Origin of the sequence: Kribbella alba, from assembly GCF_039529635.1 — a bacterium.
In the GTDB taxonomy this organism is placed as follows: domain Bacteria; phylum Actinomycetota; class Actinomycetes; order Propionibacteriales; family Kribbellaceae; genus Kribbella; species Kribbella alba.
This window is the reverse complement of record NZ_BAAANE010000004.1, coordinates 150955-172132: the sequence shown is the minus strand read 5'-3', so window position 1 is coordinate 172132 and position 21178 is coordinate 150955. Positions and strand designations below refer to the sequence as shown.

21 protein-coding genes and 1 pseudogene are annotated in these 21178 nt (G+C 67.7%); 6 read left to right on the top strand and 16 right to left on the bottom strand.

Translation table 11 applies throughout. The features are described from left to right. Nucleotides 1–17 precede the first annotated feature (17 nt). From ABD210_RS07485 to ABD210_RS07455, 7 genes are all read right to left on the bottom strand, one after another. A complete protein-coding gene (locus ABD210_RS07485; RefSeq protein WP_344110172.1) occupies nt 18–1022 on the bottom strand; it encodes a substrate-binding domain-containing protein in 1005 nt (334 codons plus the stop codon). Nucleotides 1023–1035: 13 nt separating this feature from the next. Next, entirely contained in the window at nt 1036–2067 is a 1032-nt protein-coding gene (locus ABD210_RS07480) for an ABC transporter permease (protein WP_344110170.1), read from the bottom strand. Next, nucleotides 2064–3620 (bottom strand): sugar ABC transporter ATP-binding protein, encoded by a 1557-nt coding sequence (locus ABD210_RS07475; protein WP_344110168.1) that lies wholly within the window; start codon nt 3618–3620, stop codon nt 2064–2066. Before ABD210_RS07475 ends, ABD210_RS07480 begins: the two co-directional genes overlap by 4 nt. Nucleotides 3621–3854: 234 nt before the next feature. Continuing rightward, nucleotides 3855–5021, bottom strand: coding sequence for a CaiB/BaiF CoA transferase family protein (locus ABD210_RS07470; RefSeq protein WP_344110166.1), 1167 nt, complete (start codon nt 5019–5021; stop codon nt 3855–3857). A 9-nt stretch (nt 5022–5030) separates the two neighbouring features. Continuing rightward, the gene (locus ABD210_RS07465; protein WP_344110164.1) at nt 5031–5969 is read right to left on the bottom strand and encodes an alpha/beta fold hydrolase; all 939 of its coding nucleotides are present in this window, start codon (nt 5967–5969) and stop codon (nt 5031–5033) included. Continuing rightward, the gene (locus tag ABD210_RS07460; protein ID WP_344110162.1) at nt 5966–6787 is read right to left on the bottom strand and encodes an SDR family NAD(P)-dependent oxidoreductase; all 822 of its coding nucleotides are present in this window, start codon (nt 6785–6787) and stop codon (nt 5966–5968) included. The genes ABD210_RS07465 and ABD210_RS07460 overlap by 4 nt, the downstream gene beginning before the upstream one ends. Continuing rightward, nucleotides 6784–8595, bottom strand: coding sequence for a hypothetical protein (locus ABD210_RS07455; RefSeq protein WP_344110160.1), 1812 nt, complete (start codon nt 8593–8595; stop codon nt 6784–6786). Before ABD210_RS07455 ends, ABD210_RS07460 begins: the two co-directional genes overlap by 4 nt. Before the next feature lie 104 nt (nt 8596–8699). On the opposite strand from ABD210_RS07455, the gene ABD210_RS07450 reads away from it, so the two are divergent. Continuing rightward, nucleotides 8700–9455, top strand: a complete 756-nt coding sequence (locus ABD210_RS07450) for a MerR family transcriptional regulator (protein WP_344110158.1) — start codon at nt 8700–8702, stop codon at nt 9453–9455. Here ABD210_RS07450 and ABD210_RS07445 read toward each other — a convergent pair. The 3 genes from ABD210_RS07445 to ABD210_RS07435 form a co-directional block, all read right to left on the bottom strand. Continuing rightward, nucleotides 9407–9610: a hypothetical protein gene (locus tag ABD210_RS07445; protein ID WP_344110156.1), complete on the bottom strand. Its 204-nt coding sequence runs from the start codon at nt 9608–9610 to the stop codon at nt 9407–9409. The two genes, ABD210_RS07450 and ABD210_RS07445, sit on opposite strands and share 49 nt — an antisense overlap. Next, nucleotides 9607–10920, bottom strand: a complete 1314-nt coding sequence (locus ABD210_RS07440) for a hypothetical protein (RefSeq protein WP_344110154.1) — start codon at nt 10918–10920, stop codon at nt 9607–9609. The genes ABD210_RS07445 and ABD210_RS07440 overlap by 4 nt, the downstream gene beginning before the upstream one ends. Before the next feature lie 86 nt (nt 10921–11006). After that, entirely contained in the window at nt 11007–12491 is a 1485-nt protein-coding gene (locus tag ABD210_RS07435; RefSeq protein ID WP_344110152.1) for a flavin-containing monooxygenase, read from the bottom strand. A gap of 70 nt (nt 12492–12561) precedes the next feature. Here ABD210_RS07435 and ABD210_RS07430 point away from each other — a divergent pair, with 70 nt between their 5' ends. The 5 genes and pseudogenes from ABD210_RS07430 (at nt 12562) to ABD210_RS07410 (ending at nt 16141) form a co-directional block, all read left to right on the top strand. Continuing rightward, nucleotides 12562–13191: a TetR/AcrR family transcriptional regulator gene (locus ABD210_RS07430; protein ID WP_344110150.1), complete on the top strand. Its 630-nt coding sequence runs from the start codon at nt 12562–12564 to the stop codon at nt 13189–13191. Between the two features lie 265 nt (nt 13192–13456). Next, nucleotides 13457–14257 (top strand): EamA family transporter, encoded by an 801-nt coding sequence (locus ABD210_RS07425; protein ID WP_344110148.1) that lies wholly within the window; start codon nt 13457–13459, stop codon nt 14255–14257. A 33-nt stretch (nt 14258–14290) separates the two neighbouring features. Continuing rightward, nucleotides 14291–14641: pseudogene (locus ABD210_RS07420) on the top strand (response regulator); the annotation flags it as partial. 58 nt (nt 14642–14699) lie between these two features. Further along, nucleotides 14700–15797, top strand: coding sequence for a sulfite oxidase (locus ABD210_RS07415; protein ID WP_344110146.1), 1098 nt, complete (start codon nt 14700–14702; stop codon nt 15795–15797). A 104-nt stretch (nt 15798–15901) separates the two neighbouring features. Then, entirely contained in the window at nt 15902–16141 is a 240-nt protein-coding gene (locus ABD210_RS07410; RefSeq protein WP_344110144.1) for a hypothetical protein, read from the top strand. A 37-nt stretch (nt 16142–16178) separates the two neighbouring features. Here ABD210_RS07410 and ABD210_RS07405 read toward each other — a convergent pair whose 3' ends face one another. From ABD210_RS07405 to ABD210_RS07380, 6 genes are all read right to left on the bottom strand, one after another. After that, the gene (locus tag ABD210_RS07405) at nt 16179–16457 is read right to left on the bottom strand and encodes a DUF3592 domain-containing protein (protein ID WP_425552640.1); all 279 of its coding nucleotides are present in this window, start codon (nt 16455–16457) and stop codon (nt 16179–16181) included. A 535-nt stretch (nt 16458–16992) separates the two neighbouring features. After that, on the bottom strand, nt 16993–17472 hold the full coding sequence (locus tag ABD210_RS07400; protein ID WP_344110142.1) for a hypothetical protein: 480 nt from the start codon (nt 17470–17472) through the stop codon (nt 16993–16995). A 579-nt stretch (nt 17473–18051) separates the two neighbouring features. Further along, nucleotides 18052–18747, bottom strand: a complete 696-nt coding sequence (locus ABD210_RS07395; RefSeq protein WP_344110140.1) for a DUF3592 domain-containing protein — start codon at nt 18745–18747, stop codon at nt 18052–18054. A 129-nt stretch (nt 18748–18876) separates the two neighbouring features. After that, entirely contained in the window at nt 18877–20325 is a 1449-nt protein-coding gene (locus tag ABD210_RS07390) for a multicopper oxidase family protein (protein ID WP_344110138.1), read from the bottom strand. Further along, nucleotides 20318–20734 carry a hypothetical protein gene (locus tag ABD210_RS07385; RefSeq protein ID WP_344110136.1) on the bottom strand — a complete coding sequence of 139 codons (417 nt, stop codon included), beginning with the start codon at nt 20732–20734 and terminating at the stop codon, nt 20318–20320. Before ABD210_RS07385 ends, ABD210_RS07390 begins: the two co-directional genes overlap by 8 nt. Continuing rightward, on the bottom strand, nt 20731–21165 hold the full coding sequence (locus tag ABD210_RS07380; protein ID WP_344110134.1) for a DUF1707 SHOCT-like domain-containing protein: 435 nt from the start codon (nt 21163–21165) through the stop codon (nt 20731–20733). The genes ABD210_RS07385 and ABD210_RS07380 overlap by 4 nt, the downstream gene beginning before the upstream one ends. Between the last annotated feature and the right edge of the window lie 13 nt (nt 21166–21178).

Sequence of the window (21178 nt, the reverse complement as noted above, 5' to 3'; positions counted from 1 at the left end):
GCAAGCGGAAGGGGGCCTCAGCCGGTGGGGTTCTCCGCGGCGTAGATGGAAGCGGCGTTGGACTTGTCGATCAGACGGGTGGGCAGGGTCTGGGTGCGCTCGATCGTGCCGCAGTCGACCAGGATCTTCTTGGCCGCGGCGATCGCTTCCTTGCCGTTGGTCGGATAGGTGAAGGTCGCCGTCAGCCGGCCCTGCTCGACCGCCTTGATGCCGCCGGACGGGATCGGCAGCGCGTCGATGCCGATGAACTTCATCTCCTTCTCCCGGCCGACCGCCTTCGCCGCCAGGTACGCACCCTCGGCCATCGGGTCGTTGTGCGCGTACACCACGTCGATCTTCGGGTTCGCCTTCAGCAGCGCGTCCATCTGCGCCTGCCCCTTCTCCCGCAGCCAGTCGCCGCTGGCCGTCGCGACGACCTTGATCTTCGGGTTCGGCTTGATCCCGGCCGCGAAGCCCTGGTTGCGCTCGGCCTGCGGGGTGGCGCCGGCCAGGCCCTTGATCTCGACCACGTTGCCGCCGTTCGGGAGCACCTTCTCGGCCACATACTTGCCGGCCTCGGTGCCGATCTCGACGTTGTCGCCGCCGATGAACCCGGTGTAGGCGTCACCCTCGACCTTGCGGTCCAGCACGATCACCGGGATGCCCTTGTCGTAGGCCTTCTTGACCACCGCGGTCAGCGGCTTGGCCTCGTTCGGGCTGATGATCAGCAGGTCGATCTGCTGGGTGATGTAGTTGTCCACATCCGCGACCTGCTTGGCGTTGTCCTGCGCCGCGTCGGCGAACTTCACGTCGAACTGCGGCACGTCCTTGGCCGCCGCCTTGATGTCGTCGTCCATCCGCTGCCGGTACGGCTCGGCCACATTGGCCTGGCTCATCCCGATCGTGTACCTCCCGTCGGCCCCCTTGCAGTCCTTGGAACCCTGGGCCTGCGGCTGGTCGGAGGTTCTCTCATTGGTGGTTCCACAGCCGGCGAGTACCACAGCGGCGACGGCCGCGGCGAGCAGTGGCTTTTGAAGGCGCATGACAAACCTTTCCTCAGGAAGCGGGCCTGAGCCGTTGCAGCGCGGCCGCGGCAACGATCACGAGTCCCTTGATCAGGAGCTGGATGTTGGAGTCGATGTTGTTCAGGGCAAGGATGTTGTTCAGTACGCCGAGCAGCAGCGCGCCGGCCACCGTGCCCGCGACGGAGCCCCGCCCGCCGGCCAGGCTGGTACCCCCGATCACGACCGCGGCGATCGCGTCCAACTCGTAGCCGATGCCGTCGTTCGGGCTGCCCTGGTTCAGCTGAACCGCGTGCACGATGCCGGCCAGCGACGCGAGCAAGCCACAGATCGCGAACACCGCGATCTTCACCCGGACCACCGGCACACCCGACAGGCGAGCCGCCTTCTCGTTGCCGCCCACGGCGTACAGGTGTCTGGAGAAGGCACTGACGCGCAGGAAGATCACGGCTGCGATCGCGACCACCGCGAAGATCAGCACGGGGATCGGGACCAGCCCGCCGAAGGTTCGCTCGCCCAGGATCGCGAAGGAGTCCGGCGCCTCGTGCGGGCCGTTGCCATAGGCAATCGCCACGCCCTGGCCGTCCGACCAGATCCGTGCCAGACCGCGCGCTATCTGCAACCCGGCCAGCGTCACGATGAACGACTGGATCCCGATCATCGCGGTCGCCATCCCCTGCAGCGCGCCGAAGACCAGGCCGATCAGCAGCACCAGCACGACGGACGGCAGGAACCCCCAGTCGCTCTCGACCATGAGCACGGCCGAACCGACCGCGGCCAGCCCGAGCACGGCCCCGACGGACAGGTCGATCCCGCCGATCAGAATCACGAAGGTCATCCCGACCGCGATGATGCCGATCTCGGACACCGCGCGGACCACGTTCGCCAGGTTGTCGGCGCTGACGAACAGGATCTCGCCGTTACGCCGCGGCGAGAAGATGATCGCGGCCAGGAACACCGCGAGCAGCCCGAACACGCTCTGGAACCGGAACAGCGTCGCGACCACCCCGGCCGAACTTTGCGCGGGTGCCGCCGCGACGGCAGCCTTGGACGATACGTCGGTCACTGCGTGCCTCCGGCCTCTTCGAACACGGCGCCTTCTCCCATCGCGGCGGCGAGCAGATCACCCTCGCTCGAGTCGGCGGTACTGAAGGTCGCCACGTCGCGCCCGTCCCGCAGTACGACCACGCGGTCGCACACGCCGACCAGTTCCGGCAGCTCGGACGACGCCAGCAGTACGCCGAGGCCCTGCCCGGCGAGCTCACCAAGCAGCCGGTAGATCTCCGCCTTGGCGCCGACGTCGACACCACGAGTCGGCTCGTCAAGCAAGAGCAACCGCGGCTCGGTCAGCAGCATCCGGCCGAACACGACCTTCTGCTGGTTCCCACCGGACAGCGTGCCGACCTCGTCCTGGAGCCGGCCGAACTTCAGCCTCAACCGGTCCGCCATCTTGACCGACGCAGTCCGCTCCAGCCGGCGCGCGATCACGCCCAGCCGCCCGTACGAAGGGAGGCTGGAGACGACGGTGTTCGCCAGGATCGAGTGGAAGAGAACCAACCCGGACACGCGCCGGTCTTCCGGTACGAACCCGATTCCGCGGCTCAGGGCGTGCCGCGGACTCCGCGGCTGGATCTCCTTGCCCTGCAGCAAGATCCGCCCGGATCTCGCGCCGCCGGGCGCCACGCCGTACAGGGTCTCCACCAGCTCGGTGCGGCCGGCGCCGAGGAGTCCGGCCAGGCCGACGATCTCGCCCGCGCGGACGGTCAAGGAGATCCCGTCGGGATCACGGCGTCCGGGGCGCGGTCGGCGGGCGCGCAGCGCGAGGTCCTCGACCCGGAGCAGCTCGTCGCCTGTCGCTGCGTCGGGGGTTGTGAACATGGTCTGCACGGGTCGGCCGACCATCGCCTCGACGACCTCGGCCGTGCTGAGCGCGCGCGGATCGAAGCTGGTCACGATCTCGCCGTTGCGGAGCACGGTGGCGCGATCCGCGACCTGGGCGATCTCCTCCATCCGGTGCGAGATGTAGACGATGCCGACACCGCCGCGGCGGAGTTCGCGGATCACCACGAAGAGGCGCTCGACCTCGGAAGTAGTCAAGGCGGAGGTCGGCTCGTCCATGATCAGCACCCGCGCGTCGAGTGAGATCGCCTTCGCGATGGTGACGAGCTGCTGCTCGCCGACGCGAAGCTCGCCGACCGGGCGGCGCGGGTCGAGCTTAACGCCACTGCGTTCCAGCAGGGCTCGCGCTTCGCGCTCCATCCTCCGACGGTCGACGGTTCGCCGGCGGGAGCGGAGCTCGCGGCCGAGGAAGATGTTGTCGGCGACCGAGAGACCCGGGACCAGGTCGAGCTCCTGGTGGATCATCGCGATCCCCGCGCCCTGCGCCTCCGTGGGTCCGGCGAAGCGCACAGGCGAACCATTGATCTCGATCTGCCCGTCGTAGTCCGTGATGTCGCCGGACAGGATCTTCATCAGCGTGCTCTTGCCGGCGCCGTTCTCGCCGAGCAGCGCGTGCACCTCGCCGGCGCCCAGGCTGAAGTCGATCTGCCGGCAGGCCTGGACGCCGCCGTACCGCTTGCCGATCCCGGACATCCGGACCAGGGCAGCGACCTCGGCCATGACACCTCCGCGATCGGGCGAGTAATCGATTTCCCGGACGCTAGACCTCTGCCTGGCGACGCGTCAACCCCTCGGAGGGTAGGCCAGCCAGCCGCGTGCCCGGCAGCCCTTCGATCTGGGTCGAAAGGTGCGGACCGCCAGCACTCACCAACCCGCCGAGTCGGCTGCTTCCAGCCGCTCAGCGAGCGTGCGCCGACGCCCGAGGGCCTACTTGATGAGTGTTGGCGGTCCGGACTACTCCGGGTCTTCGTCCAGCCAGGCGCGGACCGACTCGTTGTGTTCTCCGAGTCGCGGGGGCGGCAGGTTGGTCTCCCGGGCGCCGGCGTAGGCCTGGTCGTCGAAGCGGAGCGGCGGACCGGGGAGCTGGATCCGGCCGAGCGTGGGATGGTCCACGTCGATCAGCAGACCCTGCGAGAGCGTCTGCTCCCACTCGTAGACCTGCTGGAAGTCGCGGACCTTGCCGGCCGGGATCCCGGCAACAGCCAGTCGCTCCAACCACACGTCCGCCGGTTCGGCCGCGAACGCCTCCTCGATCGCCGCGGTCAGCTCATCGCGATGCGCAACCCGTTCGGCGTTGACCGCGAACCGCTCGTCGTCCGGGTCCAGCCCGACGACCGGCGCGAACACCCGCCACTGTCCCTCGCTCCCGACCGCCACCTGGATGCTGTCGTCCTGCGTCTTGTACATCCCGTACGGCGCGATCTGCGCGTGGTGGTTCCCCACCCGCTCAGGGAGCTCGCCCGCGACGGTCCACTTCGTCCCGTGGAATGCGTGCACGCCGACAACCGAGGCCAGCAGGCTCGTGCGAACCACCCGTCCCTTGCCGGTGATGCTCCGTTCGTGGAGCGCAGCGAGCGCGCCGTAAGCGCCGTACATGCCGGCCAGGAGATCGGCGATCGGGACCCCGGTCTTGGTGGGTTCGACGGCTCCGGTGATGCTCATCAGGCCGCCTTCGCCCTGCGCGATCTGGTCGTACCCCGCGCGCCCGCCGTCCGGCCCGTCGTGCCCGAAACCGGTGATCGAGAGGATCACCAGCCCCGGGTTGAGTTCGTGCAGCCTCGCTACCGAGAACCCGAGCCGGTCGAGCACACCCGGCCGGAAGTTCTCCACGAGCACGTCCGCCCGCTGGACCAGCTTGGTCAGGAACTCCTTGCCCTCGGCAGATTTGAGGTCGGCGGTGACGGACTCCTTGTTCCGGTTGGCCGACAGGAAGTAGGTCGACTCCCGCGCGTCCTCGGGTCCCACGAAGGGCGGTCCCCAGCCACGGCTGTCGTCACCCCCGGCGGGCGACTCCACCTTGATCACCCGCGCGCCGAGATCCCCCAGCATCATCGCCGCCTGCGGCCCCGCGAGCGCCCGGGTGAGATCGACAACCACCAGATCCGAAAGAAGCCTCTGCACCCCGCAACCTTAGGGAGTCACCTTCCGGACCAGGGAGGCGAGGCGGTGCGTCACGTCGCGCGGGCGCTCCTGCATGAGCATGTGGCCGGCGCCTGGATACATCCAGAGTCGGGCCGACGGCAGGAGTTGCGCCATCCGGTTGCCGTGCCGTGGTGGGAGCAGCCGGTCGCGGGTGCCGTGCATGATCTCGACCGGGATCCCGTCCAGCACCCGCAGCGCGTGCCCGAGATCGTGCCGGCTGATCGCCTCGAAGAACCCGCTGAACGACCTCCCCGGCGTCGCAGCCAGGTCAGCCATCAGGATGTCCACCTCAGCCGGATCCACCTTCTTGCCGAACACCAGCTGCCGTACCGCGGGCCGCCGCAACCATGCGGCCCGTTCCACCCGTACTGCGTTCTGGGTGGCTCGCCGAAGCTCGCGGCGTTCCATCCGCAACCCGGCCAGGTTCATCGCCCGCGGCGCGACCACCGCGGCGGCACCGTCGAACCGCGCCGGCAATCCGAACGCCCGGGACGAGATCTGCCCTGACGAGGTACTGACCAACGCAGCCGCCGCGATCCGGGAGCCGAACAGGTCCGGCCGCTCGTCAGCGAGCGCCATCAAGGTCATCCCACCCATCGAGTGCCCGGCATAAACCACCGGCCCATCCCCGACGACGTTGTCCAGCACTGCGACCAGGTCCTCGGCGAGCTGCGGGATCCGCGTGGTTCCGACCGGGGCCGCGTCGGATCGTCCGTGGCCGCGATGGTCATACGCGACGACCCGCACGGCGGACTCGCCCACCACCTGCGGCAATCCCGAGAGTTGGTGGTGCCAACTGCGCGTCGAGCAGGTCCAGCCGTGCGCGAGCAACACCGTCACCGGCGCGTCCGCGGAACCCGTGGTCTCCACATACAGTCGAACGCCGTCCGGCGTGGTCACCTCGGCTCGTTCGGCCTGAATCGTCATATCTTCCCCAGTCTGACTGTCCACTCGCCTAATCCACCCTTGCGGCGCTGCTGGTTCGTCCGCAACCTGACCAGCCGGTCGGCCACGGACGGCAGATGCCGCGCCACGGCAACGCCGAACCCGGTCGACCGGGTGGACGCCCGGTTCCGTGGCGGTCGCGCGGCTCCGGCAACGTCCATGATTGTCTCAACGACTTGTGCCACGGTCTCCGAAGGCAGGAACAGCCCGAGGTCGACCCCGCGCGACAGAGAGGCGTCGTGGATCGGCGTCGGCACGTAGCCCGGATAGATGACACTCACGTCGATCGCCCGGCCGTTCTCGATCCGCAGCGCATCCGCGTAAGTGTCGATCGCGCGCTTCGAAACCAGGTACGACGCGGCGAGCGGCAGCGTCACATACGCCAGCCCCGAGGACACGAAGATCACCCGGCCCTGCGCTGCCCGGAGTGTCGGCAAGGCTGCCGCGGTGACACCCCAGCCGGCGAAGAGGTTGACCTCGATCACCTTCCGCGCAACGGCGTCCGGCGCATCTCCTGCGAGCGCCGGGAGGCCGATGCCTGCATTGTTGATGAGCAGGTCCAGCCCACCAAGCCTGTCGATCGCCTCGCTCACCGCGGCCGGAATCTGCTCCGGCCGGGTCAGGTCGCACTCGATGATGCCGTCGCTCTTCTGCAGATCCAGCCCGATCACTTCGGCGCCCCGGGACCGCAACTTCTCGACCGTCGCAGATCCGAAGGCGCCGGCCGCACCTGTGACCAGCGCACGCTTCCCGGCCAACTCCCAAGATCGCGACTTCCGCAGCCCCGCCCTGCCCGTCATGCCGTCTCCCGTTCACGCTTGTTTTCCTCGGTCAGAAGATGCGCGGCGCGCAGGCGTCCACCGCGAGCTCCCCTTCCGACCAACCAGGCGATCCCGACGATCTCGAGCGACCCGACCACGGCGAGCAGCCCGTAGCCGCCGTTCCACATCCACCGCGGCACGTCGGTCCGCTCCTCCCGGCGCAGCACCTGCTGCTCGCTGATGAACTCGACCGTCTGCCCGTCCGACACCTGGATCGCGGGCTTCTCGATAGCGAGGTCCTCCGGCGCGTAGACCCAGCTGGCCACCATGTCCCGCTGACCCTGGTGCAGCCGGATCATCGACTTCCACCTGCCATACATCGGCAGCGGCTGAGCAGACCGATAGGTGCCATCGGCAACCTTCTGCATCCGGTGGGTCGTCAGCCCGCCACCCTGCCAGGCCATCGCCTCGAACCAACGCGCTCCCTCTGCCGCATCCGCCGGCCGCAGCTTCACCGTCACGTACGCCGTCGGCTCGGACCCCGTCGCCACCCGGTCCAACGAGACCGTCGCACTGACCCCCGGATCAGCCGACCGGGGCACACAGAAGAACAGAGCCGCCAGTACTGCGACCAGTCCGATCGCGCCGAGCTGATGGGTACGGCGTACCGGCGGGGCGTCTCGTACTTCGCCCGCGACCTCGGCGTACCGGGTGGCAAGCCAGGCCCCCGCCAATCCCGCACCGGTGCCGGCGACAACGCCGAAGCCAAGAGCCGAGGGGATCATCGACGAAGGCCAAGGGATCGGCATCCACACCTGGCTCCAGGCGTATTCGGCCAGCACGCCGACGGTGCCGATCAGCGCACCGGCCACCGCCCCCAGCCGGAAGCGGTTCTTGTTGCCGAGGGCAAGGGCAACGACCTCGACGATCACCGCCTCCACGATCAGCAGCGGGAAGTGCCCGAGGATCTCCCCGAGCGGCTTGTCCACCGCCCAGGCGATCGAACCCCTGATGATCAGGTAGACCGCCAGCGCGCCGAGGGTAGTCCCCGGGCCGCGGCGGGCCCGCAGTACGGCGAAAGCGAGCGCAGCCCCGAAGGCGATCAGGATCGGCTGCAGGATCAGCGGGAACTGCGGCACGCCGTAGTTGAACTCGGTGCTGAACAGGTCCCATGCGATCAGCAGCGCGCCGACGCACACGATCTCCTGGAACCGCCGGCGCACGTTGATCCCGACCAGTTGCTCGACCTCAGCGGACGCCAGCAGTCGCGCGAAGATCGAAAACACCACACCGCCGATCATCAGCAGATGCGTCGGTCCCCAGAGGGTGACGTCCTCGCCGAACAGCCGGTGCCACATGTCGTCCATCGGAAAGCCCACGAGCGCGAACGTGCCGCAGACCGTGACCAGCGCGGCGCTGCACGGAATCCGCCAGCCCTTGGTCAGCCTGATCGTCCGGGCCGGCAGCGGCTTCCGCGCGAGCGCGATCGGCAGCACGCCGGAGATGATCACGCCGAGGATGCCGAAGAAGATCGGGTAGTGCGCGGGAGTCCCGAACGGGCCGGTGTCGCGGCCGCGGTCGATGTGCACGGCGATGTCCCACCAGACCCCGAAGGCGCAGGCGAGCAGCGAGACGGCGTGCAGGTACGGCGTCAGTGCGGCCCATCGAGGGACTCCATCGAGTCGCCCGACGGTGTCCGCGAGCCGACCTACCAGCGTTGCCCGGCCGGTACGTTCGCGCCACAGCAGCACGGCGAGTGCGAGGTACATCAGCGAGACCAGACCGGTCACGATCGCGATCTGGTCGAAGGACGCGGTTCCGGTCGACGCCGCCAGCGGGACGGTCATTCGGCTCTCCCTCGGTTGGTGGCATCGCCCAGCATACGCCATGAACGATGTTACATAGGCTATGTAACGTGTAGTCTGGAACACTGTCAAGGGTGGGAGGACAGATGACGGCCGACGCCGCGACCGAAGAGTTCACGGTTGATCAACTCGCCGCGAAGGTGGGCATGACCGTGCGCAACGTCCGCGCGTACGCCGGCCGCGGGTTGATCCCGCCACCCCGCCTGGTCGGCCGCACCGGCTATTACGGCGCCGACCACGTGGCCCGCCTCACCCTGGTCCGCGAACTGCTCGACAAGGGCTACACGCTCGCTGCGGTCGAGCGGATGATGAGTGAACTCCCGGACGGCGCCCTCGCACTCGGCGTGTTCGAAACCCTGGTCAGCCCGTGGACGCAGACCGAGCCCGAGGTCATCACCGAGCAGCAACTGTCCGAGCGTGCCGGGATCCCGCACAACGAAGCCACGATCGCCAAGCTGGTCGAGCTGGGCATCGCCGAACGCCAGGACGACGGCAAGCTCCGCATCCCGAACCCGGACCTGCTCCGCACCGGCCTCGAGGTGATCAAGCTCGGCGTACCGCTGGACGCGATCTTCGAGATGCTGCCGAAGCTGTTCACCCAGGCCGACGCGGTCGCCAAGATCTACGTCGAACTCTTCCGCAGCACGGTGTGGCGTCAGTTCGCCGATGCCGGCCTGCCCGCGGACGGCTGGCCCGAGATCCAGCGCACCCTGGAGAACATCATCCCGCTGGCCGGCCAGGCCCTGGTCGCCGCCTTCCGCGAGGCGATGGGCCGGGAGATCGAGATCGCCGCCTACGAAGAACTAGGCCTGGACCCCGCCACCCTTCCCTCGACCGGCTGATCCGGCAGGTCTCCCAGGTCGGCGTTCCAGTCGTCCTCGTCGTCGGGGGCGGATGCGTCGTTGCGGCGGGCGATGCGGAGGAAGGCGATGATCAGCAGGATCGGTCCGAGGAACATGGCCAGCTCAGGGATCCCACCCAGATGCAGGGCGATCACGAGGCTGTCACCAACGCAATGCCGCCGGCTGTGAATGCGACCATCGCGGCGAGCAGCGGGTACTGCGCCCGCCGCAACTGCCGGCGGCGGAAGAGGTGAGCGGCGCGATCGTGAGCGGCCACCACCCCGAGAACGTGTCCGAGCACGATCGCGCCGACCTGGACGGCGGCGATCAGGCCAGTACCCAGGAACGTGTAGTCGATGCGGGTGCCACTGGTCCCGAGCAGATCCCAGCCGCGGCCGAACGGATCCGTTGCCAGTAGCAACCCTTCCTGACCCTGAAACATCGCGAACGAGAAGTAGTGCGCCACCGCATACCCGATCGCGATCGGCACCAGCGAGTGCACGAACGCCCCGGGCAGCCCGGCGCGACCGATGGCACCCGGTCTGGTCCTGGCAGAACCAGTTGTCCTTGCCGCCAGGAGGAACAACGCCGATACCACCGCGACCGCCGCCAAGAGACCAGCGGTGTGTACGACGATGTGGCCGGTGCGACCGAGATCCCCGGTCAGGCTCATCCAGACGGACCACCTGCTGATGCCGTCGAAGGCGGTCGACCCGAGCAGGAGGCAGAGCAATCCGACGATGCCCGGCTCCTGGGGGATCGTGGCCAGCCCTGCGAGCGGGTTCCGTAGTACCAGTTGGTGTTGTTCGTCTCGGCCGACAGGGCTCAGCTTGGCGAGCACCTCGGCGTACACCTCGAAGCTGTCGCCTACCGTGAACCAACGCGGCCCGTAGACGACGCCGGCGGCAACGTTCACGAGCGTATAGACCGTGACGAAGAGCGCGACCACCACGGGTTCGGAGCCCTCGGGGTAGGCCAGCTCCAGCCAAAGGAATGCAGCCAGGGCGGCGACCGCGGGCCAGCAGGCGATACTCCGCGGGAGTTCGCGGTAGGACCTGCGCGGGATTGCTGCGGCGAGGGTGCGGAGCGGGTTGGCGAGCCGCCAGATCGGGCCGAAGATCAGCGACAGCGGGATGATGCCGACCCAGATCCAGACGTACAACCAGGTGGGCGCCGGGTTCAGCGAGGGGGAACTGCTGCCGAACCACGCGGCGCCGAGCAACGACGCGAGTGCCACCAAGCCCACAGTTTTGAGCAGCCACCGGACTGGCCGTGCGTCGACGATCTTGGACAAGCCCGCGAGCGGCGTCCCGGCGGCTGCCTCGAACCGTGGTCGCGACCAGAACGCCGCGAGCGCGAAGAACGACACCGCCACGGCGGCAGCCGCCGAGTAGACCGCCAGCCACACCGGAACCGGCAGATCCCCGCGTCCCCCGATGCCATGCAGCGGAATCAAGAGCGCCACGAACCCTCCGATCGGTATATGACCAATCGAATGTAACACGCTCGATGTCACATAGCGAGCGTCAATCACAGCTCGCCAAGCCGGACTCAGCGCGTCAAGTACTGCGTGCTGTCGAAGCGCCTGGTCAGCTGACGGAAACGGAAGGTGAACGACGGCCAGAGGGTGGTGTTGCGGCCCTCGGAGTCGAGATACCAGCTGGTGCAGCCGCCGCGGGTCCAGATGGTGTTGCGCATCGAGGTACGGACGCCGTCGACGAAGGCCCGCTGCACCTCGGGGCGGACCTCAACCTCCGCTAGGCCGTCGGCGTCCATCGTCTTGATCGCGTCCAGGATGTAGGCGATCTGCGACTCGATCATGAAGACCATCGAGCTGTGACCGAGCCCGGTGTTCGGGCCGATCAGCAGGAAGAAGTTCGGGAAACCTGCGACCGCGGTACCGAGGTGCGCCTCCATCCCGTCGGCCCAGGCCTCGCGCAGGCTCTTGCCGTCGCGTCCGTGCACCAGGTCCATCACCGGCAGATCGGTGACCCGGAAACCGGTGCCGTAGATGATCGTGTCGACCTCGTGCTTGACGCCGTCCTCGGTGACGATCCCGGTCGGGGTTACCTCCAGGATCGCGTCCGTGACCACCTCGACGTTGGGCTGCGCGATCGCCGGGTAGTAGTCGTCGGAGATCAGCACCCGCTTGCAGCCAAGGGTGAAGTCCGGCGTCAGCTTGGTGCGCAGCTCGGGATTGCGGACCTGCTGCGCGAGGTGCTTCTCGGCGATCTTCTGTGCCTGCTTCATGATCGCGGGCAACTTGGCGAACCCGAGCACGAGCGACTCCCGCCCCCAGTAGATCCCGGCCCGAACCGCCTTTTGCGCCAGGGGGAAACGCCGATAGACGGCCTTCTCGACCTTGCTGATCCTGCGATCCGGCCGCGGCATCACCCACGGCGGCGTCCGCTGGAACAGGTGCAACTCCTCGACCTCCGGCTGGATCGCCGGCACGAACTGGATCGCCGAAGCCCCGGTGCCGATCACCGCGACCTTGCGGCCACTCAGGTCGAGCCCGTGGTTCCACTGCGCCGAGTGGAAGACGTCACCCTCGAAGGACTCGATCCCCTGCAGTTTCGGGTACGACGGCTCGGCCAGCGGGCCCATCCCCGAGAGCAGCAGGTCGGCAGTGAAGTCATCCTGGCTGGTGTGAATCCGCCACTGGTCGCCCTCCCAGTGCGCGGACTCGACGGAGTGCCCGAACCTGACGTGCGGCCGGACCCGGAACCCGTCGGTCACCTTCCGCAGGTACGCCTCGATCTCCGGCTGCGGCGAGAACGTGCTCGACCAGTCGGGATTCGGCGCGAACGAGAAGGAGTACAGGTGTGACGGCACGTCACACCGGCACCCCGGATACGTGTTGTCGCGCCAGGTCCCACCGACATCCTGTGCCCGCTCCAGGACTACGAAGTCGTGGTACCCGGCCTGCTTCAGCCGGACGGCCATCCCGATCCCGGCGAACCCGGTGCCGACCACGACGATCCGGTGGTGCACGGCGTCTCGCTGCGACTGAGCTTCGTCCTGCACGGCTGCCATCGGGACCTCCGGGGGCGGGTCGGGTGAACTTACTCGCAGTAAGTTACTGGGAGTCAGTTAAACTGCGCAAGTGACCTCCACCACTGAGCCCGCCGTACCGGTCAAGCGGCGGCGGGACCGGGCGGCGCGGGAGCGGGAGATCCTGGACGCGGCCGAGCGGATCTTCGGCGACCGCGGCTACCAGGGCACGTCGATGGACGACATCGCCGCCCAGGTCGGCGTCTCGAAACCGCTGATCTACCAGTACTACGGCTCCAAGGACGGCTTGTTCCTCGCCTGCCTGTCCCGCCTCCGCGCCCAACTCCTGGACGCCGTGTCCGACGCGGTGCTCACCGCGGCCGACGCCGAGCAGGCGATGTATGCCGGGTTCGTCGCGTGGTTCGAGTTCCTCGACGAGCACCCGCGGGCGTGGTCCGTGATCGTCGACGAGGGCATGCTCGCCGCCGGCCCCGCGGCCCAGGCGGCCGACGAGGTACGCGCCGACTTCGTCGAACTGATCGCGACGATGGTCCGCCTCAACCTGCCGCCGAACCGCGAGACGGACGAGGAGGAGATCCAGATCGTCGCCCAGTCGATCTCCGGCGCCACCGAACGCCTCGCGATCTGGCGAAGCCGCAACGACAACGCTCCCAGCCCCGCCAAAATCGCCGAAACCCTGCAAAGGATCCTCTGGCAAGGCCTCCACACCCTCCAGGACTAGCCCCCACCGGACCGCCAACACTCACCTTCGAGCACCCGCGCCCCCGCCCAAGCCCCCTTCCACGCTCAGGAACCGCTCGACCTGCCCCGCCGCCCGCGCTTGGTGAGTGCTGGCGGTCCGCTTTGATCGCGGCCGCTGAGCTTCCGAGGGGCGGTGGTCCGCCCCCTGGGCAGTTGGTCGTAGGCGCCGGGCCTCGTGATGTGATCGACCTGTGCGTGCGCCGCGACTTCCTCCGACTGCCCTGGTCCTGGGCGGGGTTGTGTCGGTGCAGTTCGGTGGGGCGCTGGCCGCCAAGCTGATCCGGGACTTGGGGGCCGTCGGCACCGTTTCGCTCCGGCTCGCGCTCGCGGTCCCGATCCTGCTCCTGATCGCCCGACCGTCGCTGCGCAAGCGCCACCCGCGCGACCTGCTCTCGGTGGTTGCCTTCGGCATCGTCCTCGGGATGATGAACCTCTCCTTCTACCTCTCGCTCGAACGCCTGCCGCTCGGTGTCGCCGTCACGATCGAGTTCATCGGTCCGCTCGGCCTCGCCGCCGCCATGTCGCGGCGGCGCCGTGACGTATTCGCCGTCGGGGCGGCCGCGCTCGGCGTAGTACTGGTGAACGGGCGCGAACTGTCGGCGGTCAACTGGCTCGGCGTGGGCTTCGCGGCGTTGGCGGGTGTGCTCTGGGCCTGCTACATCCTGCTCAGCGCCGAGACCGGTCGCCGGTTCGCCCAGCTCGACGGCCTCGCGCTGGCGATGGTCGTCAGCACGCTTGTCACCGCGCCGTTCGGGTTCATTTCCGCGGGCAGCGAGCTCCTCCACTGGCATTCGCTCACGCTCGGTCTCGCCATCGCGGTGCTCTCGTCCGTGCTCCCCTACTCGCTGGAGACCCTCGCGCTCCGGCGGATGAGTCCGGCCGTGTTCGGCATCCTGATGAGCCTCGAACCGGCCGTCGGCGCAACCGCCGGCTTCCTGATCCTGAGCCAGCGCCTGGGGATCATCCAGCTTGTCGGCATGGCGTGCGTGGTCGGCGCCTCCATCGCGATCACCCGCACACCGCGGTCCGAGGCTCCCGACATCTGACGAATGTCATGGGTCGGTCGTGACGCTCGAACCGCCGCGCTGCGAACCGCAGTACCGGGAGTTCGGGTACTGGTGGTGAGCACTTTCGGCCGGCCGGGCTACCTGCGCCGCGCGATGGAGGCCGGAGCTGCGGGATTCGTCGTGAAGGACACCCCCGCGGCGCAGCTGGCCGACGCCGTCCGCCGGGTCCACCAGGGACTGCGGGTGGTCGACCCGTCCCTGGCCGCGGAGACGCTCGTCGCCGGTAGGAGCCCGCTGACCGCCCGGGAGCTCCACCTGTCGGAGGGGACCGTGCGCAACCATCTCTCCGCTGCGATCGGCAAGACCGGCGCCCGGACCCGCGCCGAGGCGGTGCGAATCTCCCTGGACAGCGGCTGGCTTTGACTGGCACCTGCCGCGCGGTCCACATAGGCTGGCGGCCGGGGTGGAAAGGGGTGCCGACATGTCGGTGGAGCAATTCAGTACCAAGGGGCGGTTGGCGGATGTCGGGGAAGGGATCACGGGCGATGAGCTGCAACTGGCGGCTCGGAACCACGGGATGCCACTGGAGGCGCTGCGCTACGACCTGACGCCGCCGGGCTTGCACTACGTTCTGGTGCACTACGACATCCCGATGACGAGCGCGTCGAACTGGCGGCTCACGGTTGACGGTTGCGTGGAGCAACCTCTGTCGTTCGGCCAGACCGAGCTGCGGGCGATGGGCCGGCAGACCGTGCGGGTGACGCTGGAATGCGCCGGCAACGGACGCGCGAACCTCCACCCGCGGCCGATCAGCCAGCCCTGGTTGACGGAAGCTGTCGGCACCGCGGAATGGACCGGCGTACCGCTCGCCGATCTTCTACAGGCGGCCGTGTTGCGTGAGGACGCCGTGGATGTGGTGTTCACCGGCGCGGACCACGGCTACGAGCGCGGGGTCGAGCAGGACTACCAGCGCGGCTTGAGCGTCGCGGAGGCCATCGACAGCGGCGCGCTGATCGCGTGGGAGATGAACGGCCATCCGCTGCCGCCGCAGCACGGGTATCCGCTGCGGCTCGTGGTCCCGGGTTGGTATGGCATGGCCAGCGTCAAGTGGCTGCGCTCGATCGAAGTGATCGACCACGAGTTCACCGGCTACCAGAACGCCGTCGCCTACCGGTTCCGCACCGAGGCCCACGACGCCGGCGAGCCGGTCACCCGCATCGAGCCGCGTGCCCTGCTGATCCCACCGGGGAGCCCCGACTTCATGAGCCGGCACCGGTTCGTTGCCGCAGGCACCATCACCCTGCGCGGCCGCGCCTGGTCCGGCTGGGCGCCGATCGAGCGGGTCGAGGTCAGCGTCGACGCCGGAGCCACCTGGCAGGACGCGAAACTCGATGCCGGGAGCAACGATGACCTTGCCTGGCGTTCGTTCGAGTACGACTGGGATGCCGGCCCGGGTGAGCACGTGCTGACGGTCCGCGCGTACGACGAGAGTGGTCGCGTGCAGCCGGTCGAAGCCCCGTGGAACCGCGGCGGCTTCGCTAACAACAGCGCCCAGCGAATCACCGTGCTCGTTCAGTAGAAAGGCGTGTCGCAGCTGGTTTCCGAGCCGCCCGGTTCCATCATGGAAGTGTCCAATCACAGAAGCGGGCAACGCACGATTTCCTACTCAACGGGATCCGGGCGATGAACGACTTGGGAACCGAGATCCACCTGCACGCACGCGTGTTCCGGGCCGGCTGCGAGTGGTACGCCGACCTCGACGACCAGGGCGACCCCCAGCCGGACGATCCGTACTGGTACGGCTACTACGAGTCCCAGAGAGCCGCCATCGAGGCGGCCTGCGCACGTCTCGCGGCCTTCAACCTGGCCCGGGCGACCCGTATCAGCGAACAACTCTTGCTAAGGGCAACAACCCCCGCTTGAGCTCGGACGACTGAGCTGTCGTCAGGGGAAACCGGGCTCAGGGCAGCAGTATGGCGAGGCCGATGCCGAAGATGATGACGGTGATGATGGCTCCGAGCAGGTATCCCCACCATGGCGTCGACCAGTCCACCGTTGCGGCGATGATGATGGCCGGGTCCTGCGGGTCTACCACCACGTCGATCCGGTCGCCCTCCCTCGGGCGCGGGCGCAGGTCGTTGCCGCCGTCCAGCTCGATCGCCTTGCCGTCGGACGGACGGGCCACCTTGACTACCACGTCGTCGTACTTGGACCACTTGTCTTCCTCGACCGTGACCACCGCGGCTCAGCACCCGGCTTCCGCAACCTCACCAACTACATCGCCAGATCACTACTCGCAACCGGCGGCTTCAGACCACAACTACACCCTCGATCGTGAAGAGTCATCTTGGGGCACTCGCTCACGGTGATCACCGTGAAGGCCGAGCTCGCGGGTCGGCTGATGGCCCAACCCGACGCGGGCAGCGGCGGAGGTGGCTGACGTGGAACACCTGACGAGGTGACTGAGCCCATCGGCCCCGACCACATACCGTGACCGGGAGCCCAGTTGATTCAACTTTCTTCACGAGATCAAGGCTAGGCCGCTGCCCGGCGGGGCGGGCCCGCGCGCAATCGCTACGGCCCTCGCACCAGACTGGCACACGAAAAGCAGACAGCCCCGCCACCCGCACCAGTCGCTCATCACGATCACCGTCCATGATGGACGGACCTGACGACAACGATGACGGCAACGTGGGCGCACTGCAGTTGCGGGTCGGCCACCACGTCAACCGTCGTGACGTAGCGGTGCCACTACGGCTCCACTATCAAGCCATTCAGTCAATCAACGGATGCAGCCAGATTGAACACAATTTGCCTCGCCGTTCCCCCAGAACGACCCCGCTCGCGACTTCTACTGTCAGGTCATCATCCTGGCTTTCATCCTCCGCTACTCGAATCCAGCCGGTCGTTGGATCGAAAACGGTCGTCCAGCCGCCGACTGGAGCACGTGAAATAGAGACACCCGCGTCAAAATTCGCATCGAGTCGAACAACGCCAGGCTTCGCCTCGGGCGCGGAGACATTTCCATTCTTCCATTGCGTCCGAGGGTGAAGTCCCCATGCGTACAGCACGACACCGCTGCCCGAGGCGACCTCCAGCTGGAGCGTGCCTATCGACACGCTGGACTGACCAGTGCCACCTACCCGAGCTGCAAGTTCAGCGACCGAATCTACATTGAAGCGGAAGCTATATTCCTCCTCCGAATACATGAGCACGCCTTTCAAGGCTTGGCCAGGATAATTGGAGAGATGCATCCGGCTACCTCGTAACAAAATTGTAGTGGAGAACAGTATTTGTCCTCGTGTCAATGACAAGTTCCCAAGTACCCGGCTTGCTGCCTAATGCGCCGGGCGTATCCCAACGGAGTCCACCTGGAACTCCGCCTGGATCGGGTCTCGGCGTGCTACCCCTAATGATTTCCTGCATCGTCAGCCGCGCGCTGGGGCCCCCCGACCCCTCCAGTGGCGCCGCGTAACCTACCAACTGCATACGGTCGGCAGCCATCAAATTGCATCAACCTGCAATTTCGGAGCACACCTGTCACATTCGAGAGCCACAGCGTCGCGCGCTGTGACCGGAATCGGCGGTGAAGATCGCATCGGACCTTCATGGCAGCGCCAAGCCCGTCCCCAGCTCATCCTCGGACGACACCAATGCCCACGGGCCCCTGTCCCTCCAGGGGCATCGGACCGCCAAGCTACGCGGGTAGGCAGATCGAACTCGCGTCCGCGAGATCGATGACGACGACGGCCGGATACCGCGGATAGTCCGCCGAGGCGCGCCAGTTCAGGTCGCCTGAAGCGGCCCGGCGGCACCGCTCACCCCTGATGAGGTCAGGCGAATGCGATTGCGACGCCTATGGCGAAGAGGATCGCTGTGATGATGAGCGCTAGCGGGTAGGCCCACCAAGGGGTGGACCAGTCGAGGGTGGCTGAGATGATGGTGCTCGGGTCCTTGGGGTCGACCACTACGTCGAGGTGATCGCCCTTCTTCGGTCTTGGGTCGAGGTCGTTTCCGCCGTCCAGTTCGATCGGCTTGCCGTCGCCCGGGCGGGCTACCATGACGGTCACGTCGTCGTACTTCGACCACTTGTCTTCCTCGACCGATACCACCACGGCCTGCTGGATCGGTCCGTTCTTGACGAGGTTCTCGTTCTCGTGGCCGGCCGAGATACCGAGCGGCAGAATCGCGAGTGACCCGAGGCTGATCGGTACGCCGACGACGATCCGCAGAACCCGCGCAATCACCGACCATCGGCGTCGCCCGCGATCCGAAGAAGCCCTCTCGCGGCGCAAGTGCCGTCCTTCGCGGCGCTCCTCCAACCTCTTCCACCACGAGAACCGCTCAACCAGAAAACGCGCCGGGTAGCAGGCCGCTCCTGCGATCGCTGCACAGAGCAGCGGCGCATCCCACAGAAAGCTCGGCCGCGTCAGCCAGCCGATCAGATACAGCCCGCCGCCGACCGCGCAGAAGAAGACCAGCAGGAGGACGACCTGCCAGCCCTCCAGGTCGTCGTTGCTATCACTCATCGATCGCTCACAGAGAGGTAGACGGCGCAGGCCAGGTGTGGGGTTCCAGTCACCGCCGACGACCTCCGCATTGCTGCCCGGAGTATCCCCCACCCGAGCCGCCTGACCGTGCACCTACGTGGGCGCCGGCTATTCGGGCTTGTTTGAGGTGGGGCCACCAATTTTGTACGGGGCGGTGTAGCCCTCGTAGGCGAGGTGGGTCATTAGGCCCTCGGACGCATGAGGCAGATTGTGGCAGTGGTCCATCCAGATGCCGGGGTTGTCGGCGACGAAGGCGATCTCGTAGGTTTCGCCGTCGGCGACCTCGAGGGTGTCCACCCACCAGGGTGAGCCGGTGGCACCGACTCCGTTGCGGGACAGGACGACCGCGTGGTGGCCGTGCAGGTGCATCGGATGGGACTGGCCGCTGGAGTTGCTGATCTTCATCCGGACGACATCACCTTCGGCGACCATGAACATCGGTACGTCGGGGAACTTGTGCCCGTTGATCGTCCACCAGAGCCCGGGAACACCATCCAGGAAGCCAGGCCGACGCCCGATCCGATACTCGAAACTTCGGTCAACGTGAGCCGGATCCAACCCGAGCGCCGCCGGCGTCCCGTAGCTCAGCAGGTCGACGGTCTCCCCCGATAACGCGCCACCAGGCGCCTCCGAGCCGCCCGGCCCAAGGATCATGCTCGCCGAACCGGCATCCAGCCGCAGCGCCCCCGAAGCAGGCACGGTCGCCTCCAGATCGACCCGAGCCCCGGCGGCCAGCGGGAACGCCGCAGTCACCGGTGTCGGCCCGTGGATGTCTCGGCCGTCCACCGCGACCACCTCGTACGGCGTACCGACCAACCCCACCCGCAAGATCGCGTTGTCCGTGTTGATCACCCGCAGCCGGAACCGCGACCCCGCGGGCAGTTCCACCTGCTGCTCGCCAGTCCGCCCGTTGAGCGTGCGTTTCCCGTCGTACGTGTGGATCGCGGCGATGACCTCGTTCGCAGTACCGCCCGAGGAGATCACGATCGTGCCGAACAGCCCGTCGCGGACCTCCTCACTCGACACCTGGTGCGAGTGATACCAATACGTTCCGGCCTGCTCCGCCTTGAACCGGTAGACATGCTTGCCACCAACCCGTACTGCGTCCTGGGTGACTCCGGCGACGCCGTCCTCGGCATTCGGTACGTCGATCCCGTGCCAGTGCAAGGTGGCTCCAGCCGGCACGGACTCGTTGACCAGGGTCACCTGGACGAGTTCGCCGACCCGGGCCCGGATGAGCGGGCCGGGTGACGACCCGTTGAGGGTGTACCCGTCGACCGACTCCCCGCTGGCCAGGGTGAACTTCTGCTCCCGTGCCGTCAGCGTCACGGCGACGTCGGGAGTGCCGGTAGTCGGACCGGTCAGGTCGGCGACGCTCTTGCCGCCGTGGTGCATCGCATGATCAGACGAAGCAGGCCCGCCACCGTAGTCGGCGTACCCCATGTCCATGGCCGAGTAGTTGCCCGGGACCAGGCTGGTCGCCCAGAGGTACGCCAGCGGTACGAGTACCGCCAGCGCCACCCCGAGGGCGATCAGTCGTCCCTTCCACCTACCCACTGGTCGCAGGCTGTGCCGCCGGGATCGAAGCCCGTCGGGCTGCCGTCCCGGCCACACCTGCGATCGCGAGCCCGTTGATGCCGTGCAGTACGCCGAGCGCCGGGATCCCGAAGGACACCACTGCCAGCAGGAACTGCAGCACCACCAGACCGACGACGATCCCGGCCAGCATCCGGCCGCGCGGTACGTCGGTCAGGAAGGACACGATCAGGAACACGAGCGCGAGCAGGCCGATCACCGAACCGGCGATGCTGTGCCAGCTCTGCCCGAAGTTGCTGTAGTCCGCGCCGATCGTGACACCGTCGTCGGCATCGTTGGCGATGATGAACCCGGCCAGCGCGATCGACGCGACCTGGAGCACCACGGCCAGACCGATCAGGGACGCGATCGCACGGTACGCCGCCCTCATGCCCGACGCTCCTGCCTGCGCTTCTTCACGATGAAGATGCCCGCCACGATCAGCAGCAGCGGCAGCACCGGCGGATGCCCGCCTCCGACCACACAACCGATCGACGCCAGCACCCCGATCACGGCCAGGGCGATCAGCAGCGGGAACGGGATCTTGCCGAACGGACCCCGCGCCGCCCACGGCGGCCGCCCCGGACCGGCCCACGGCTCACCCTGCTGCTCACCGGCCCGCTGCTCACCGGGAAGGTCGGCGAACAGCGCCGCAAGCTCCGCCGCCGTCTTCGCCTGTAGCGCCTCGCCGACCCGCTCCTGGTGCTCCTCCGCACTGAGCCGACCGGCCTCGTAGTGAGCGCCCAGACGCGTGACCGCGTCCTCACGCTCGTGATCGCCGATGCGGATCGACCCGCCCGGCCTTTCCTCGTTGCCGCTCATGACACTCCTCGAT

Bases quoted from the DNA above. Each gene is read 5' to 3' on its own strand.
- ABD210_RS07435 (WP_344110152.1), bottom strand. From the start codon at position 12,491: ATGGCAGCCGTGCAGGACGAAGCTCAGTCGCAGCGAGACGCCGTGCAC.
- ABD210_RS07465 (WP_344110164.1), bottom strand. From the start codon at position 5,969: ATGACGATTCAGGCCGAACGAGCCGAGGTGACCACGCCGGACGGCGTT.
- ABD210_RS07475 (WP_344110168.1), bottom strand. From the start codon at position 3,620: ATGGCCGAGGTCGCTGCCCTGGTCCGGATGTCCGGGATCGGCAAGCGG.
- ABD210_RS07450 (WP_344110158.1), top strand. From the start codon at position 8,700: ATGACGGCCGACGCCGCGACCGAAGAGTTCACGGTTGATCAACTCGCC.
- ABD210_RS07380 (WP_344110134.1), bottom strand. From the start codon at position 21,165: ATGAGCGGCAACGAGGAAAGGCCGGGCGGGTCGATCCGCATCGGCGAT.
- ABD210_RS07460 (WP_344110162.1), bottom strand. From the start codon at position 6,787: ATGACGGGCAGGGCGGGGCTGCGGAAGTCGCGATCTTGGGAGTTGGCC.
- ABD210_RS07395 (WP_344110140.1), bottom strand. From the start codon at position 18,747: ATGAGTGATAGCAACGACGACCTGGAGGGCTGGCAGGTCGTCCTCCTG.
- ABD210_RS07485 (WP_344110172.1), bottom strand. From the start codon at position 1,022: ATGCGCCTTCAAAAGCCACTGCTCGCCGCGGCCGTCGCCGCTGTGGTA.
- ABD210_RS07400 (WP_344110142.1), bottom strand. From the start codon at position 17,472: ATGCATCTCTCCAATTATCCTGGCCAAGCCTTGAAAGGCGTGCTCATG.
- ABD210_RS07415 (WP_344110146.1), top strand. From the start codon at position 14,700: ATGTCGGTGGAGCAATTCAGTACCAAGGGGCGGTTGGCGGATGTCGGG.
- ABD210_RS07385 (WP_344110136.1), bottom strand. From the start codon at position 20,734: ATGAGGGCGGCGTACCGTGCGATCGCGTCCCTGATCGGTCTGGCCGTG.
- ABD210_RS07410 (WP_344110144.1), top strand. From the start codon at position 15,902: ATGAACGACTTGGGAACCGAGATCCACCTGCACGCACGCGTGTTCCGG.
- ABD210_RS07455 (WP_344110160.1), bottom strand. From the start codon at position 8,595: ATGACCGTCCCGCTGGCGGCGTCGACCGGAACCGCGTCCTTCGACCAG.